The sequence below is a fragment of the Pseudomonas sp. USTB-Z genome (assembly GCF_019691255.1).
Classification (GTDB): Bacteria; Pseudomonadota; Gammaproteobacteria; order Pseudomonadales; family Pseudomonadaceae; genus Aquipseudomonas; species Aquipseudomonas alloputida.
Window position 1 is genome coordinate 156,092 of the sequence record NZ_JAECZP010000013.1, and the last position, 16,236, is coordinate 172,327.

The 16,236-nt window shown below is 57.5% G+C and carries 12 protein-coding genes and 4 tRNA genes; all 16 read right to left on the minus strand.

Features of this window, described 5'->3' with window-relative positions; all coding sequences use genetic code 11:
• Positions 1-130: 130 nt before the first annotated feature.
• Complete coding sequence (gene rpoC / locus I8746_RS16780; RefSeq protein WP_014755148.1) at positions 131-4,330, minus strand: DNA-directed RNA polymerase subunit beta'; 4,200 nt, start codon at positions 4,328-4,330, stop codon at positions 131-133.
• 64 nt (positions 4,331-4,394) lie between these two features.
• On the minus strand, positions 4,395-8,468 hold the full coding sequence (gene rpoB, locus I8746_RS16785) for a DNA-directed RNA polymerase subunit beta (protein ID WP_003255495.1): 4,074 nt from the start codon (positions 8,466-8,468) through the stop codon (positions 4,395-4,397).
• A 220-nt stretch (positions 8,469-8,688) separates the two neighbouring features.
• A complete protein-coding gene (rplL, locus tag I8746_RS16790) occupies positions 8,689-9,054 on the minus strand; it encodes a 50S ribosomal protein L7/L12 (RefSeq protein ID WP_003255496.1) in 366 nt (121 codons plus the stop codon).
• 76 nt (positions 9,055-9,130) lie between these two features.
• A complete protein-coding gene (gene rplJ, locus I8746_RS16795; protein WP_003255497.1) occupies positions 9,131-9,631 on the minus strand; it encodes a 50S ribosomal protein L10 in 501 nt (166 codons plus the stop codon).
• A gap of 197 nt (positions 9,632-9,828) precedes the next feature.
• On the minus strand, positions 9,829-10,524 hold the full coding sequence (gene rplA, locus I8746_RS16800) for a 50S ribosomal protein L1 (protein ID WP_003255499.1): 696 nt from the start codon (positions 10,522-10,524) through the stop codon (positions 9,829-9,831).
• A complete protein-coding gene (gene rplK, locus I8746_RS16805) occupies positions 10,524-10,955 on the minus strand; it encodes a 50S ribosomal protein L11 (protein ID WP_003255500.1) in 432 nt (143 codons plus the stop codon). Before rplK ends, rplA begins: the two co-directional genes overlap by 1 nt.
• A 119-nt stretch (positions 10,956-11,074) precedes the next feature.
• Positions 11,075-11,608, minus strand: a complete 534-nt coding sequence (nusG, locus tag I8746_RS16810) for a transcription termination/antitermination protein NusG (RefSeq protein WP_003255501.1) — start codon at positions 11,606-11,608, stop codon at positions 11,075-11,077.
• 9 nt (positions 11,609-11,617) lie between these two features.
• Positions 11,618-11,986: a preprotein translocase subunit SecE gene (gene secE / locus I8746_RS16815; RefSeq protein ID WP_003255502.1), complete on the minus strand. Its 369-nt coding sequence runs from the start codon at positions 11,984-11,986 to the stop codon at positions 11,618-11,620.
• A gap of 44 nt (positions 11,987-12,030) precedes the next feature.
• Positions 12,031-12,106 (minus strand) — tRNA-Trp (locus I8746_RS16820).
• 54 nt (positions 12,107-12,160) lie between these two features.
• Positions 12,161-13,354, minus strand: a complete 1,194-nt coding sequence (gene tuf / locus I8746_RS16825) for an elongation factor Tu (RefSeq protein WP_003255489.1) — start codon at positions 13,352-13,354, stop codon at positions 12,161-12,163.
• A gap of 78 nt (positions 13,355-13,432) precedes the next feature.
• Positions 13,433-13,508, minus strand: a tRNA-Thr gene (locus tag I8746_RS16830).
• Between the two features lie 29 nt (positions 13,509-13,537).
• Positions 13,538-13,611 (minus strand) — tRNA-Gly (locus I8746_RS16835).
• A 24-nt stretch (positions 13,612-13,635) separates the two neighbouring features.
• A tRNA-Tyr gene (locus I8746_RS16840) sits at positions 13,636-13,719 on the minus strand.
• Between the two features lie 152 nt (positions 13,720-13,871).
• Complete coding sequence (locus I8746_RS16845; RefSeq protein ID WP_011953323.1) at positions 13,872-14,297, minus strand: hypothetical protein; 426 nt, start codon at positions 14,295-14,297, stop codon at positions 13,872-13,874.
• Between the two features lie 7 nt (positions 14,298-14,304).
• Positions 14,305-15,054: a pantothenate kinase gene (locus I8746_RS16850; RefSeq protein WP_011953322.1), complete on the minus strand. Its 750-nt coding sequence runs from the start codon at positions 15,052-15,054 to the stop codon at positions 14,305-14,307.
• Entirely contained in the window at positions 15,044-16,003 is a 960-nt protein-coding gene (birA, locus tag I8746_RS16855; RefSeq protein WP_011953321.1) for a bifunctional biotin--[acetyl-CoA-carboxylase] ligase/biotin operon repressor BirA, read from the minus strand. The genes I8746_RS16850 and birA overlap by 11 nt, the downstream gene beginning before the upstream one ends.
• Positions 16,004-16,236: the final 233 nt, after the last annotated feature.

Consider the following 16,236-nt stretch of genomic DNA (forward strand, 5'->3'; position numbering starts at 1 on the left):
TAAGGGTACAAAAGTCTAAAGAGGATCTTGCACCCAGTCAAGACGAGGCCCCGGCCCTCCCCGCCCGATCATCGGCAACATTTCATGTCGCCGATGCTCGCCCGAGGCTTGCCGGGGCCTTGCCCTGTACTTAGTTACCGCTGGAATTCAGCGCTTCGGTCAGTGCAGCTTCCACTTCACTGGCGCTTACACGCAGCGGTTTGTCGGCATCACGGCGACGCTTACGCTCGCTGTGGTAGGCCAGACCAGTACCAGCCGGGATCAGACGACCCACGACCACGTTCTCTTTCAGGCCGCGCAGGTAGTCGCGCTTGCCGGTTACAGCCGCTTCGGTCAGTACGCGGGTGGTTTCCTGGAAGGAAGCCGCGGAGATGAACGACTCGGTGGACAGCGAGGCCTTGGTGATACCCAGCAACACACGGGTGAACTTGGAGATGAACTTGTCCTCGCTAGCGAGACGCTCGTTCTCTACCAGCACCTGGGTCAGTTCCATCTGGTCGCCCTTGATGAAGCTGGAATCGCCCGACTCGGAGATCTCGACCTTGCGCAGCATCTGACGCAGGATGGTCTCGATGTGCTTGTCGTTGATCTTCACGCCTTGCAGACGGTAAACATCCTGGATCTCGTTGACGATGTACTTCGCCAGCGCGCTCACACCCAGCAGACGCAGGATGTCATGCGGATCGCTCGGGCCGTCGGAGATAACTTCGCCGCGGTTTACCTGTTCACCTTCGAAGACGTTCAGGTGGCGCCACTTCGGAATCAGCTCTTCGTACGGATCGCTACCGTCGGTCGGAGTGATCACCAGGCGACGCTTGCCCTTGGTCTCTTTACCGAATGCGATGGTGCCGCTGACTTCAGCCAGAATCGAGGCTTCTTTCGGACGACGCGCTTCGAACAGGTCGGCAACACGCGGCAGACCACCGGTAATGTCACGGGTCTTCGACGTTTCTTGCGGGATACGCGCGATAACGTCACCAACACCGATCTGCGCACCGTCAGCCACACCGACAAGGGCGTTGGCTGGCAGGAAGTACTGGGCAGGTACGTCAGTACCTGGCAGGTACAGGTCCTTGCCTGAGGCATCGACCATCTTGATTGCTGGACGGATTTCCTTGCCTGCGGCAGGGCGATCCTTGACGTCCAGTACTTCAATGTTGGTCAAGCCAGTCAGTTCATCGGTCTGACGCTTGATGGTGATGTTTTCTTCCATGCCCACGAAGGTCACGGTACCTTTCAGCTCGGTAACGATCGGGTGAGTGTGCGGGTCCCACTTGGCGACGATGGCGCCAGCTTCGACCTTTTCACCTTCCTTGACCGAAATCACCGCACCGTAAGGCAGCTTGTAGCGCTCACGCTCACGACCGAACTCGTCGGCAATCGCCAACTCACCCGAACGCGATACGGCAACCAGGTTACCGTCGGCACGCTCAACCTGCTTCAGGTTGTGCAGACGCACCATACCGCCATTCTTCACCTGGACGCTGTCGGCAGCCGAAGTACGGCTTGCGGCACCACCGATGTGGAACGTACGCATGGTCAGCTGGGTACCCGGCTCACCGATCGACTGGGCAGCGATAACGCCGACAGCTTCACCGATGTTCACCTGGTGACCGCGAGCCAGGTCACGACCGTAGCACTTGGCACAGATGCCGTAGCGGGTTTCGCAGTTGATCGGCGAACGCACGATCACTTCGTCGATGCTGTTCAGCTCGATGAACTCAACCCACTGCTCGTCGACCAAGGTACCGGCCGGAACGATAACGTCCTCGGTGCCTGGCTTGAACACGTCACGGGCGATGACACGACCCAATACACGCTCACCCAGCGGCTCTACAACGTCGCCGCCTTCGATGTGTGGCGTCATCACCAGGCCCTGATCGGTGCCGCAGTCGATCTCGGTCACAACCAGATCCTGGGCAACGTCCACCAGACGACGAGTCAGGTAACCGGAGTTAGCGGTTTTCAGTGCGGTATCCGCCAGACCCTTACGAGCACCGTGAGTCGAGATGAAGTACTGAAGTACGCTCAGACCTTCACGGAAGTTCGCAGTGATCGGCGTCTCGATGATGGAGCCGTCCGGCTTGGCCATCAGACCACGCATACCGGCCAACTGACGGATCTGGGCTGCGGAACCCCGCGCACCCGAGTCAGCCATCATGTACATCGAGTTGAAGGACTCTTGCTCGACTTCCTTGCCTTCGCGGTCGATGACCTTCTCTTTCGAGAGGTTGGCCATCATCGCCTTGGACACTTCGTCGTTCGCCTTCGACCACAAGTCGATGACCTTGTTGTACTTCTCGCCCTGGGTTACCAGACCGGAGGCGTACTGGCTCTCGATTTCCTTCACTTCGTCGGTAGCGTTACCGATGATGCGGGCTTTCTCGTCCGGGATAACGAAGTCGTTAACACCGATGGAAACGCCGGAAATGGTCGAGTAAGCGAAACCGGTGTACATCAGCTGGTCGGCGAAGATAACGGTCTCTTTCAGACCAACCACGCGATAGCACTGGTTGATCAGCTTGGAGATCGCCTTTTTCTTCATCGGCTGGTTGACCACGTCGTACGGCAGACCTGCTGGCACAACCTGGAACAGCAGCGCACGGCCGACGGTGGTGTCGACGATGCGGGTGTTCTTGACCACCGAGCCATCACGCTCTTTCACGGTTTCGTTGATACGAACCTTGATTTTCGCGTGCAGGGCGGCTTCGCCGGCGCGGAATACGCGGTCGACTTCCTGCAGGTCGGCGAACACGCGACCCTCGCCCTTGGCATTGATCGCTTCACGGGTCATGTAATACAGACCCAGTACAACGTCCTGCGACGGAACGATGATTGGCTCACCGTTGGCTGGCGACAGGATGTTGTTGGTCGACATCATCAGCGCACGCGCTTCGAGCTGGGCTTCCAGGGTCAGCGGCACGTGAACGGCCATCTGGTCGCCGTCGAAGTCGGCGTTGTACGCAGCACAGACCAGCGGGTGCAGCTGGATAGCCTTACCTTCGATCAGTACGGGTTCAAACGCCTGGATACCCAGACGGTGAAGAGTCGGTGCACGGTTGAGCAGTACGGGGTGTTCGCGAATCACTTCGGCGAGAACGTCCCAAACCTCTGGCAGCTCGCGCTCGACCATCTTCTTGGCAGCCTTGATGGTGGTCGCCAGACCACGCATTTCCAGCTTGCCGAAAATGAACGGCTTGAACAGCTCGAGGGCCATCTTCTTCGGCAGACCGCACTGGTGCAGACGCAGGGTCGGACCTACGGTAATTACCGAACGGCCGGAGTAGTCAACACGCTTACCGAGCAAGTTCTGACGGAAGCGACCTTGCTTACCTTTGATCATGTCGGCCAGGGACTTCAGCGGACGCTTGTTCGAGCCAGTGATGGCGCGACCACGGCGGCCGTTATCCAGCAGGGCGTCGACCGCTTCCTGCAGCATGCGCTTTTCGTTGCGCACGATGATGTCCGGCGCCGACAGATCCAGCAGGCGCTTCAGACGGTTGTTACGGTTGATCACCCGACGATACAGGTCGTTCAGGTCGGAGGTCGCAAAACGGCCACCATCCAGCGGCACCAGCGGACGCAGGTCCGGCGGCAGCACTGGCAGAACGGTCAGGACCATCCACTCAGGCAGGTTGCCCGAGCCCTGGAAAGCTTCCATCAGCTTCAGACGCTTGGAAAGCTTCTTGATCTTGGTTTCCGAGTTGGTCTGCGGAATTTCTTCGCGCAGGCGGCCGATCTCGTGCTCCAGGTCGATAGCGTGCAGCAGCTCGCGGACAGCCTCGGCACCCATGCGGGCATCGAAGTCGTCACCGAACTCTTCCAGCGCTTCGAAGTACTGCTCGTCGTTCAGCAGCTGGCCCTTTTCCAGGGTAGTCATGCCCGGGTCGATAACGACATAGCTCTCGAAGTAGAGCACGCGCTCGATATCACGCAGGGTCATGTCCATCAGCAGGCCGATACGGGACGGCAGCGACTTCAGGAACCAGATGTGGGCAACCGGCGAGGCCAGCTCGATGTGCGCCATGCGCTCACGACGAACCTTCGCCAGGGCAACTTCAACGCCGCACTTCTCGCAGATTACGCCGCGGTGCTTGAGGCGCTTGTACTTGCCGCACAGGCACTCGTAGTCCTTGACTGGGCCAAAGATCTTGGCGCAGAACAGGCCGTCACGCTCAGGCTTGAACGTACGGTAGTTGATGGTTTCCGGCTTCTTAACTTCACCGAACGACCACGAACGGATCATTTCAGGCGACGCCAGACCGATGCGGATGGCGTCGAACTCTTCGACTTGACCCTGGTTTTTCAGCAAATTCAGTAGGTCTTTCAAGGCCTTTCCTCCTGGCGGAGCAGGGAGCGGGCATTACCTGCCCCACTCCCCTTCGCGTCACGTGTTATTCGGTTTCCAGATCGATATCGATACCGAGCGAACGGATCTCTTTGATCAACACGTTGAAGGACTCGGGCATGCCCGGCTCCATACGGTGATCGCCATCCACGATGTTCTTGTACATCTTGGTACGGCCGTTCACGTCGTCCGACTTCACTGTGAGCATTTCTTGCAGGGTGTATGCCGCGCCGTATGCTTCCAGCGCCCACACTTCCATCTCCCCGAAACGCTGACCACCGAACTGTGCCTTACCACCCAGCGGCTGCTGGGTAACCAGGCTGTAGGAACCAGTGGAACGCGCGTGCATCTTGTCGTCCACCAAGTGGTTCAGCTTGAGCATGTACATGTAACCAACGGTCACAGGACGCTCGAACTTGTTGCCGGTACGGCCGTCGAACAGCACCATCTGGCCGCTCTCTGGCAGGTCGGCCAGCTTCAGCATGGCCTTGATCTCGCGCTCCTTGGCACCATCGAAGACCGGGGTAGCCATCGGCACGCCTTTCTTCAGGTTGTTAGCCAGGGCCAGGATCTCTTCGTCGGTGAACTCGTCGAGGTTTTCCTGACGACCGCCGATCTCGTTGTAGACCTCGGTCAGGAACACGCGCAGCTCAGCAGCTTTACGCTGCTCTTCGAGCATGCGGTCGATCTTCTCGCCCAGACCCTTGGCCGCGAGGCCCAGGTGGGTTTCAAGGATCTGACCAACGTTCATACGCGAAGGTACACCCAGCGGGTTCAGTACGACGTCAACCGGAGTACCGTTGGCATCGTGCGGCATGTCTTCAACCGGCATGATGACCGAGACAACACCCTTGTTACCGTGACGACCGGCCATCTTGTCACCCGGCTGGATGCGACGGCGGATTGCCAGGTAAACCTTGACGATCTTCAGTACGCCCGGTGCCAGGTCATCGCCCTGCTGCAGCTTGCGCTTCTTGTCTTCGAACTTGTCGTCCAGCAGACGGCGACGGTCGACGATGTACTGCTGAGCCTTTTCCAGCTGCTCGTTCAGTGCATCTTCAGCCATGCGCAGTTTGAACCACTGGCCGTGCTCCAGACCGTCCAGCACCTCGTCAGTGATCACGGTGCCTTTCTTCAGGCCCGCACCACCATCAACCACCTGACCGTTCAGGGCAGAACGCAGACGCTCGAAGGTTGCACCTTCAACAATGCGGAACTCTTCGTTGAGGTCCTTGCGGATCTCGTCGAGCTGCATCTTCTCGATGGCCAGCGCGCGGCTATCGCGCTCCACGCCATCACGGGTGAAGACCTGTACGTCGATGACAGTACCCTTGGTGCCGGTTGGCACACGCAGGGAGGTGTCCTTAACGTCGCTGGCCTTCTCACCGAAGATTGCGCGCAGCAGTTTTTCTTCCGGAGTCAGTTGGGTTTCGCCTTTTGGCGTGACCTTGCCAACCAGGATGTCGCCAGCGCCAACTTCAGCACCTACGTAAACGATACCGGCTTCGTCCAGCTTGTTCAGTGCGGCTTCACCCACGTTCGGGATGTCCGCAGTGATTTCCTCTGGGCCGAGCTTGGTGTCACGCGCCACACAGGTCAGTTCCTGAATGTGGATGGTGGTGAAGCGATCTTCCTGAACCACACGCTCGGACAGGCAGATGGAGTCTTCGAAGTTGAAGCCGTTCCACGCCATGAACGCGATGCGCATGTTCTGACCCAGAGCCAGCTCACCCATGTCGGTGGACGGGCCGTCGGCCATGATGTCACCACGCTGAACCTTGTCACCTTTGCTCACCAGCGGACGCTGGTTGATGCAGGTGTTCTGGTTCGAACGGGTGTACTTGGTCAGGTTGTAGATATCCACACCTGCTTCGCCGGTTTCCACTTCGTCGTCGGCAACGCGAACAACGATACGGCTAGCGTCGACCGAGTCGATCACACCACCGCGGCGAGCAACCACGCAGACACCGGAGTCACGGGCAACGTTGCGCTCCATGCCGGTACCTACCAGCGGCTTGTCGGCACGCAGGGTTGGTACAGCCTGACGCTGCATGTTCGAACCCATCAACGCACGGTTGGCGTCGTCGTGCTCGAGGAACGGAATCAGCGACGCTGCAACGGAAACAACCTGCTTCGGCGAAACGTCCATCAGGGTGACGTCTTCCGGCGCCTTGACGGTGAATTCGTTCAGGTGACGAACTGCTACCAGCTCATCGATCAGTTGCTTCTTGTCGTTCATCGCGGCCGAAGCCTGTGCGATGACGTGATCCGCCTCTTCGATTGCCGACAGGAACACGATGTCGTCGCTGACAACGCCTTCCTTCACCACGCGGTACGGGCTTTCCAGGAAGCCGTACTGGTTGGTGCGGGCGTAGGCCGCCAAGGAGTTGATCAGACCGATGTTCGGACCTTCAGGGGTCTCGATCGGGCACACACGGCCATAGTGGGTCGGGTGTACGTCACGGACTTCGAAGCCGGCCCGCTCACGGGTCAGACCGCCAGGGCCGAGTGCAGAGACGCGGCGCTTGTGGGTAATCTCCGAGAGAGGGTTGTTCTGGTCCATGAACTGGGACAGCTGGCTGGAACCGAAGAACTCTTTCACCGCCGCCGCTACCGGCTTGGCGTTGATCAGGTCTTGCGGCATCAGGCCTTCGCTTTCCGCCATCGACAGGCGTTCCTTGACCGCGCGCTCCACACGCACCAGGCCAACACGGAACTGGTTCTCGGCCATCTCGCCGACGCAACGTACGCGGCGGTTACCCAGGTGGTCGATGTCGTCGACGATACCTTTGCCGTTACGGATATCGACCAGGGTCTTCAGAACCTCGACGATGTCTTCCTTGCTCAGCACGCCCGAACCCTCGATCTCGGTACGACCGATACGACGGTTGAACTTCATGCGGCCTACGGCGGACAGATCGTAACGCTCGGCACTGAAGAACAGGTTGTTGAACAGGGTCTCGGCTGCATCCTTGGTTGGCGGCTCGCCTGGACGCATCATGCGGTAGATCTCGACCAGAGCTTCCAGCTGGTTGCTGGTGGTATCGATCTTCAGAGTGTCAGAGATGAACGGACCGCAATCGATGTCGTTGGTGTACAGGGTCTCGATACGGACAACCTGCGCCTTGGCGACCTTGATCAGCAGCTCGGTGGTCATCTCGGTGTTGCATTCGGCGAGAATTTCGCCGGTAGCCGGATGCACGATAGCCTTGGCGGTAGTGCGGCCCAGGACGTATTCCATTGGAACGTCCAGTTGCTTGACGCCGGCCTTCTCGAGCTGGTTGATGTGGCGCGCGGTAATACGGCGGCCTTGCTCGACGATGACTTTGCCGGTTTCGTCATGGATGTCCATGACTGCAACTTCACCACGCAGACGCTGTGGCACCAGTTCCAGGCTGAGTTTTTCGCCGGAAATGTGGAACACGTTGGTGGTGTAGAAGGTATTCAGCACTTCTTCAGTGCTGTAACCCAGGGCGCGCAGCAGCACCGAGGCCGGCAATTTGCGGCGACGGTCGATACGCACGAACACGCAGTCCTTCGGGTCGAACTCGAAGTCCAGCCAGGAACCGCGGTAAGGGATGATGCGAGCGGAGTACAGCAGCTTGCCCGAGCTGTGGGTCTTGCCACGGTCGTGGTCGAAGAACACACCAGGCGAACGGTGCAGTTGGGAAACGATCACACGCTCGGTACCGTTGATAACGAAGGTACCGTTCTCAGTCATCAGGGGGATTTCACCCATGTAGACTTCTTGCTCTTTGATGTCCTTGATCGCTTTGTTCGACGATTCCTTGTCGAAGATGATCAGGCGCACCTTGACCCGCAGTGGGACCGCGAAGGTCACGCCACGCAGGACACATTCCTTCACATCGAAGGCGGGTTCGCCCAGGCGATAGCCTACGTACTCCAGGGCAGCATTGCCGGAGTAGCTGATGATCGGGAATACCGATTTGAAGGCCGCGTGCAGGCCGACGTCGCGGAAGTGATCCTTGGATGCTCCCGCTTGCAGGAATTCGCGATACGAATCCAGCTGGATGGCCAGGAGGTAAGGCACATCCATGACGTCCGGCAACTTGCTAAAGTCCTTGCGGATACGTTTTTTCTCAGTGTATGAGTAAGCCATCAGCGTTCCCCAGCTTGGTCACCTGCTTGTTTGGCTTCTCCCGGCGGGAGCAGCCAGAAAATCGTGCAAACCCCTTGGTTTGCGCCACCCACATGGGTGTCTTGCAGCTCGTTATCGGGACCGGCCTGACCGGCCACCAATAACGGAAAAAGGCCGGTGGCATAAGCCACCAGCCATCAGCCTTTCGCTCAACGCTCAGGCTGGCATCGCAAGGTCGAGATTACTTCAGCTCGACTTTAGCGCCTGCTTCTTCCAGCTTCTTCTTAGCGTCTTCAGCGGCTTCTTTCGAAACGCCTTCAGCTACAACCTGAGGAGCGCCATCGACTTTCTCTTTGGCTTCTTTCAGGCCCAGACCGGTCAGTTCGCGAACGGCTTTGATCACGTTCACTTTCTTGTCGCCGGCTTCAACCAGAACAACGTTGAACTCGGTCTGCTCTTCAACAACGGCAGCAGCAGCAGCTGGGCCAGCAGCGGCAACAGCAGCGGTAACGCCGAAGGTTTCTTCCATTGCTTTGATCAGCTCAACAACTTCCAGAACGGTTTTCTGGCCGATTGCTTCGATGATTTGTTCGTTAGTCAGAGACATGACTCAATCCTGTATTGGGGTGACAGCCTACGCAGCCATCAAATTAAACGTATGATTTTGAAAGAGTTCGCACGCCTTAGGCGGCGGTAGCTTCTTTCTGGTCGCGAATGGCTGCCAGAGTACGAGCCAGCTTGCTGGTGGCGCCTTGAATAACGCTCATCAGTCGTGCAATAGCTTCGTCGCGGGTCGGCAGGGTAGCCAACACGTCGATCTGGTTCGCTGCAATGAAATTGCCGTCAAACGCAGCTGCCTTGATCTCGAACTTGTCCTGACCCTTGGCGAACTCTTTGAACAGACGAGCAGCAGCGCCCGGGTGTTCGTTGGAGAAAGCAATCAGGGTCGGGCCTTTGAACGCGTCGTTGAGGATCGAGAATTCGGTGCCTTCAACAGCGCGCTTGAGCAGGGTATTACGCACTACACGTACGTATACGCCAGCTTCGCGGGCCTCTTTACGGAGTCCGGTCATTGCGCTTACAGTCACACCACGGGCATCAGCCACGACAGCGGACAGAGCGACTTTGGCAGCCTCGTTGACTTCAGCGACGATGGCCTTCTTGTCTTCGAGTTTAATTGCCACGGGTTTACTCCTGGTTTTTACCGTTTCATCTGGCCGAGGCCGGATGTCGTTTTGGTGTCTGATTCGGTAACGAATCGGGAGCACCATCTGCGTGGGCTGATATTTTAAGGCTTGCGCCGCCTACGGTCTTGGATAGCCCCCGCCAGGCAGGGACCCCAATTTTTGCTGGCGGCGCGACTGGTCGCGCCGCCATGTTCTTACACGTTCAGCGAGCTCTGATCGATGACCAGACCTGGGCCCATGGTGGTGCTCAGGGTAACGCGCTTAACGTAGATACCTTTCGAGGAAGCTGGCTTGATACGCTTCAGGTCAGCGATCAGGGCTTCAACGTTTTCCTTCAGCTTGTCAGCTTCAAAGCCGATCTTGCCAACGGAGGTGTGGATGATACCGTTTTTGTCGGTACGGTAGCGAACCTGACCAGCCTTGGCGTTTTTCACGGCAGTGGCTACGTCTGGGGTCACGGTACCAACTTTCGGGTTAGGCATCAGGCCGCGAGGACCCAGAACCTGACCCAGCTGACCTACAACGCGCATGGCATCAGGCGATGCGATAACGACGTCATAGTTCAGGTCGCCGCCTTTCATTTCGGCAGCCAGATCATCCATACCTACGCGATCAGCGCCGGCAGCCAGAGCAGCTTCAGCAGCTGGACCCTGGGTGAAGACAGCAACGCGAACGGTCTTGCCAGTGCCGTGTGGCAGCACGGTAGCGCTACGTACGACCTGGTCGGATTTACGCGGGTCAACACCGAGGTTAACGGCGATGTCGTAGGACTCGACGAACTTGGCAGCAGGCAGCGAGGCCAGCAGAGTTGCCGCTTCTTCGAAGTTGTAGGCCTTGCCTGCTTCGATTTTCTCGGCGATTGCCTTTTGGCGTTTGGTCAGCTTAGCCATTACACACCCTCCACGTTCAGGCCCATGCTGCGGGCAGAGCCAGCGATGGTGCGTACAGCAGCGTCCAGGTCAGCGGCAGTCAGGTCAGCCTGTTTGGCTTTCGCGATGTCTTCCAGCTGAGCACGGGTAACGGTACCGACTTTAACGGTGTTCGGGCGAGCCGAACCACTGGTCAGGCCAGCAGCTTTCTTCAGCAGAACCGAGGCAGGGGTGCTCTTGGTCTCGAAGGTGAAGCTACGGTCGCTGTAGACAGTGATGATCACTGGAGTCGGCAGGCCGGCTTCTTGACCCTGGGTACGGGCGTTGAAGGCCTTGCAGAATTCCATGATGTTCACACCATGTTGACCCAGAGCTGGACCAACGGGTGGGCTTGGGTTGGCCTGGCCGGCCTTAACTTGCAGCTTGATGTAAGCCTGAATCTTCTTAGCCATGAGCTACTCCAAAATCGGGTACGAACGCCTGATGGCTCCCCGGATGACTTGCGTTTTATCCCAGTGACGACAAAACCCCGCAGCACACAGGGCTGCGGGGTATGGGATGCTTCGTCCGCCTAGACCTTTTCGACCTGGCTGAACTCGAGCTCCACCGGAGTAGAGCGACCGAAAATGAGCACCGCAACCTGCAGGCGACTCTTTTCGTAGTTAACTTCTTCGACACTACCATTGAAGTCAGCGAACGGACCATCAATGACTCGAACCACTTCACCTGGCTCGAACAGCGTCTTGGGCTTCGGCTTATCGCTACCGTCGGCAACGCGACGCAGGATGGCCTCAGCTTCTTTATCGGTAATCGGCGCAGGCTTGTCAGCAGTACCGCCGATAAAGCCCATCACGCGAGGGGTATCCTTGACCAAGTGCCAAGTCCCTTCATTCATCTCCATCTGGACCAGTACATAGCCAGGGAAGAATTTACGCTCACTCTTGCGCTTCTGGCCGTTGCGCATTTCGACGACTTCTTCGGTCGGGACCAAGATCTCGCCGAAACCGTCTTCCATGCCAGCCAGCTTGACGCGCTCGATGAGGGAGCGCATTACATGCTTCTCGTAACCCGAGTAAGCATGCACAACATACCAACGCTTAGCCACGGGACACCTTTAGCCAACGATCAAGGAGACCGCCCAGCCGAGCAGGGAGTCGAGCCCCCACAGCAGCAGTGCCATAACCAGCACGACAGCCACGACAATCAGCGTGGTCTGGGTGGTTTCCTGGCGGGTCGGCCACACGACTTTACGAATCTCGGTACGAGCTTCCTTCGCCAACGCAAAGAACGACTTGCCCTTCGCAGTCTGCAGAGCTACAAAGCCCGCGACAGCAGCAAGGACGAGAAGCACAAGAACGCGATACAGGATTGGAGAGGCGGAGTAATATTGATTACCCACGACACCAACAACCACCAAAGCCACTACAGCCAGCCACTTGAACAGATCAAAACGCGATTCTTGGGCTTCAGTTTTGGGGGTCATCGAGGAGGATCCTGTAAGAAGAAAGCCATCACACCGAGGTGAAATGGCAGGTCAGGAGGGAATCGAACCCCCAACCTACGGTTTTGGAGACCGTCGCTCTGCCAATTGAGCTACTGACCTGTAACGCTGTATCAGGCCGGCCATTATACCGGCCTGATCAAGTAAATCAACTACTTATTCAATAATTTTTGCCACGACACCGGCGCCGACGGTACGACCGCCTTCACGGATAGCGAAGCGCAGACCGTCTTCCATTGCGATGGTCTTGATCAGGGTAACAGTCATCTGAATGTTGTCACCTGGCATTACCATTTCAACGCCTTCCGGCAGTTCGCAGTTACCGGTCACGTCAGTGGTACGGAAGTAGAACTGTGGACGGTAGCCTTTGAAGAACGGCGTGTGACGGCCGCCTTCTTCCTTCGACAGGACGTAGACTTCTGCGGTGAACTTGGTGTGCGGCTTGACCGAACCTGGCTTGACCAGAACCTGACCACGCTCAACGTCGTCACGCTTGGTGCCACGCAGCAGAACGCCGCAGTTCTCGCCAGCACGACCTTCGTCCAGCAGCTTGCGGAACATCTCAACACCGGTGCAGGTGGTGGTGGTGGTGTCACGCAGACCAACGATTTCCAGCGGATCCTGAACGCGGACGATACCACGCTCGATACGACCGGTAACAACGGTACCACGACCCGAGATCGAGAATACGTCTTCGATCGGCATCAGGAACGGCTGGTCGATAGCACGAACTGGCTCAGGAATGTAGCTGTCCAGAGTTTCTACCAGCTTCTTAACAGCGGTAGTGCCCATTTCGTTGTCGTCTTTGCCTTCCAGCGCCATACGAGCCGAACCGATGATGATCGGGGTGTCGTCGCCTGGGAAGTCATAGGTGGACAGCAGGTCGCGAACTTCCATCTCGACCAGTTCCAGCAGCTCAGCGTCGTCTACCAGGTCAGCCTTGTTCAGGAAGACCACGATGTACGGAACGCCTACCTGACGGGACAGCAGGATGTGCTCACGGGTTTGTGGCATCGGACCATCGGCGGCCGAGCAAACCAGGATCGCGCCGTCCATCTGGGCAGCACCGGTGATCATGTTCTTCACGTAGTCAGCGTGACCTGGGCAGTCAACGTGAGCGTAGTGACGAATGGTCGAGTTGTACTCAACGTGAGCGGTGTTGATGGTGATACCGCGCGCTTTTTCTTCCGGAGCCGAGTCGATCTTGTCGAACTCAACGATTGCCGAACCGAAAACTTCGGAGCAAACGCGAGTCAGAGCTGCGGTCAGAGTGGTCTTACCGTGGTCAACGTGGCCGATAGTGCCGACGTTAACGTGGGGAAGGGAACGATCAAACTTTTCCTTAGCCATCGATACAATCCTCCGCAGAAGAAATAGTCTTGCGCTGATAAAACAAAGGCAGATATTTTCATATCTGCCTTGTTTATATGGAGCTCTTGAGCGGACTTGAACCGCTGACCTCACCCTTACCAAGGGTGTGCTCTACCAACTGAGCTACAAGAGCGAAACACTTTGTGCAAAATCCGGCAAACTTGGAGCGGGTAGCGGGAATCGAACCCGCATCATCAGCTTGGAAGGCTGAGGTTCTACCACTAAACTATACCCGCGGAGCTTGCGGCTCTCGCTAAAACTGGTGGAGGGAGAAGGATTCGAACCTTCGAAGCTCTCGCAACGGATTTACAGTCCGTCCCCTTTGACCGCTCGGGAATCCCTCCAGATGTGGCCGGCATTCTATTTGTCTGCCGTCCTAGTGTCAAGCGTTTTTTCAAATTTTTTCAATCAAATCTGAAACTTAGCTGCTTTGACACCGCTTCCAGCTCTACCACCTGAGTGGTGTTCCCTGTGAAGCGGGCGCCATTCTATCAAGCTATTCGCCAGTTGCAATACCTTGGCAGAAAATAATTTTATGTTTTAAGTCTTTGAAATCATTGGAAAGAGCCAAGAGCACCGTTTGGTCCAACAAACGCTCGCTTTCCGGAGAAACCTTGAGCCAGCGACCATCCGCCCCAGGCAGCTGTCCTGCCACCGGCGAGGTGGCAATATCCAGACTCAGCAGGCGCTGACGCAGCGCATCCAACTGCTCCTGCCCCTTCACGCCTCCGACTACCAGGCATTCATCACGACGCTTGGGCGGTGCCGACACACCTGTCTCACGCAACAGTCGGATTTCTTGCTGATTCCCCTTGTACAGCGACAATGGGGCGACTTCCTTGACCTTCAGCGGGGCTTCCTGCTGATGCCATACGTAATAAAAGACGTTGAGCACCAGTAACAGCAGAAACAACCAGCGCATAGGCACCTCAATCCAATGGGCAGGCCATTGCCAGGCCAACGAAAACCAGGTCAGGCACGACCCGCGCCTGTGGCAGGGCCTCCCTCACCAGCGGCGCATCACCGCCAGTGAGGAACACGGTGAACTCCTCACCCCATAGCACACGAGCCTGCTCAAGCTGGGTGTAGGCAAAGCCCTGGAGCATCAATACGCAACCGCGCTCCACCGCTTCGACAGTCGAGCGACCTGGTGACAAGCTGTTCAATGCCCGCTCCGCGGAGGCATCGTCATAGCGAATACGACGGGTGTGAGTGCGCAGCTGGCTACGCATCAATGGCATACCCGGGCAGATGTAGCCCCCCAGATGCTCGCCATCTGCAGACACGAAGTCCGCTTTGGCCGCGGTACCCAGGTCAATCACCAGGCACGCGCCCTTGGCCAGGTGAAATGCCCCCAGCGCCGCCAGCCAACGATCCATACCCAGACGCTGATAGTCGTCATAGCCATTGCGCACACCTGCCATTTCACGGACAGGGTGGGCAACTCTTGCCTGCACGGCAAATGCCTGAGCAATCAACGCGCAAAGCGCATCGGTTTCTTCTTCGCTGCGCACACTGACAATACGGCATCCCGTGAGGCGTACTGAAGCGAGCGCAGCCACTTCGGCCACCAGCGCCTGGTCGGAATCGACGATCCCACCACCTTCAATCACAGCATCGGCGACATGGATCACCCGCCACTTGATGAAGCTGTTACCGCAATCGAGCTCAAGAATCATCACGCAACCTCAAACTGAGCTCACCACCACTGAAGCTCTTTTCCATCCCGTCCACCTCAAGGCGCAAACCACCCTGCCCGTCGACGCCAAGAACCACGCCATCAATACGTGTACTACCAGCAACCAGCGATACATTGCGCCCCTGCCACAAGTGCGCCTGCTCCCACTCTTCCTGGAATGCAGCAAAGCCGTAGCGGCGATGGCGCGCCAATTCGTGCTGTAGCTGCTGACTGAGCAGCGCTACCAAGTGATTGCGATCTATGGCTGCACCAACCTCACGCCGCATAGAGGTCCACTGCTGATCGACCTGTTCGTTTACCTGCATGTTTACATTGATACCAATGCCTAGCACCACATGACAGACATCTGCAGGATCACCCACCAACTCCAGGAGAATCCCGGTGATTTTCTGCCCACGCACCAGCACATCGTTGGGCCATTTGAGCCCGACATCCTTTACACCGAACGCCTGCAAGGTGCGCATTACCGCCAACCCCACTACCAAGCTCAACCCCTCGAGCTGACGCATGCCTCCATCGACGCGCAGCACCAGGCTGTAATAGAGATTTTCAGCAAATGGGCTGACCCACTGCCGGCCGCGCCGACCGCGTCCGGCGCTCTGGCGCTCAGCCAGAACCAGGAATGGAGCCGCCTGCCCTTCACTGGCAAGGCGCAAGCCTTCGGCATTGGTCGAATCGATGGTTTCGTGGATGAATACCGGCCACTGTTCGCCCACGGCGAACTCGGCGATTGCCTGCGCCTCAAGCAAAGCCAGTGGCGCGGCCAACTGGTAACCGCGCCCACGAACCTTGTGAATGGTGAGGTTCAGCTCACTTTCCAGATGCTGCAGCTGCTTCCAAACTGCGCTGCGACTCACCCCTAGGGCTGCCCCCAGAGCTTCTCCGGAATGGAACCGACCGTCCTTGAGGAGATTCAACAACTTCAGCATGCCAGTCTCGACTTGGAATAAGGCAGGCATGATAGCCATGGGCTGTTGGCTTGCATAGGAAAAGGGCCTGCAGGAGAGTCCTTGTATCGCCACCCACAGAGAGAAGCAGTGGCAGGCCATGCTTTTTGCCCACAAAGACAAAACCCCTACCTGCATGCGCAGATAGGGGTTTTGCGAAATGAATCTTGACGATGACCTACTCTCACATGGGGAAACCCCACACTACCATCGGC

Bases quoted from the DNA above. Each gene is read 5' to 3' on its own strand.
- birA (WP_011953321.1), bottom strand. From the start codon at position 16,003: ATGCTGAAGTTGTTGAATCTCCTCAAGGACGGTCGGTTCCATTCCGGA.
- rplA (WP_003255499.1), bottom strand. From the start codon at position 10,524: ATGGCTAAGCTGACCAAACGCCAAAAGGCAATCGCCGAGAAAATCGAA.
- rpoB (WP_003255495.1), bottom strand. From the start codon at position 8,468: ATGGCTTACTCATACACTGAGAAAAAACGTATCCGCAAGGACTTTAGC.
- rplL (WP_003255496.1), bottom strand. From the start codon at position 9,054: ATGTCTCTGACTAACGAACAAATCATCGAAGCAATCGGCCAGAAAACC.
- tuf (WP_003255489.1), bottom strand. From the start codon at position 13,354: ATGGCTAAGGAAAAGTTTGATCGTTCCCTTCCCCACGTTAACGTCGGC.
- secE (WP_003255502.1), bottom strand. From the start codon at position 11,986: ATGACCCCCAAAACTGAAGCCCAAGAATCGCGTTTTGATCTGTTCAAG.
- I8746_RS16850 (WP_011953322.1), bottom strand. From the start codon at position 15,054: ATGATTCTTGAGCTCGATTGCGGTAACAGCTTCATCAAGTGGCGGGTG.
- I8746_RS16845 (WP_011953323.1), bottom strand. From the start codon at position 14,297: ATGCGCTGGTTGTTTCTGCTGTTACTGGTGCTCAACGTCTTTTATTAC.
- rplK (WP_003255500.1), bottom strand. From the start codon at position 10,955: ATGGCTAAGAAGATTCAGGCTTACATCAAGCTGCAAGTTAAGGCCGGC.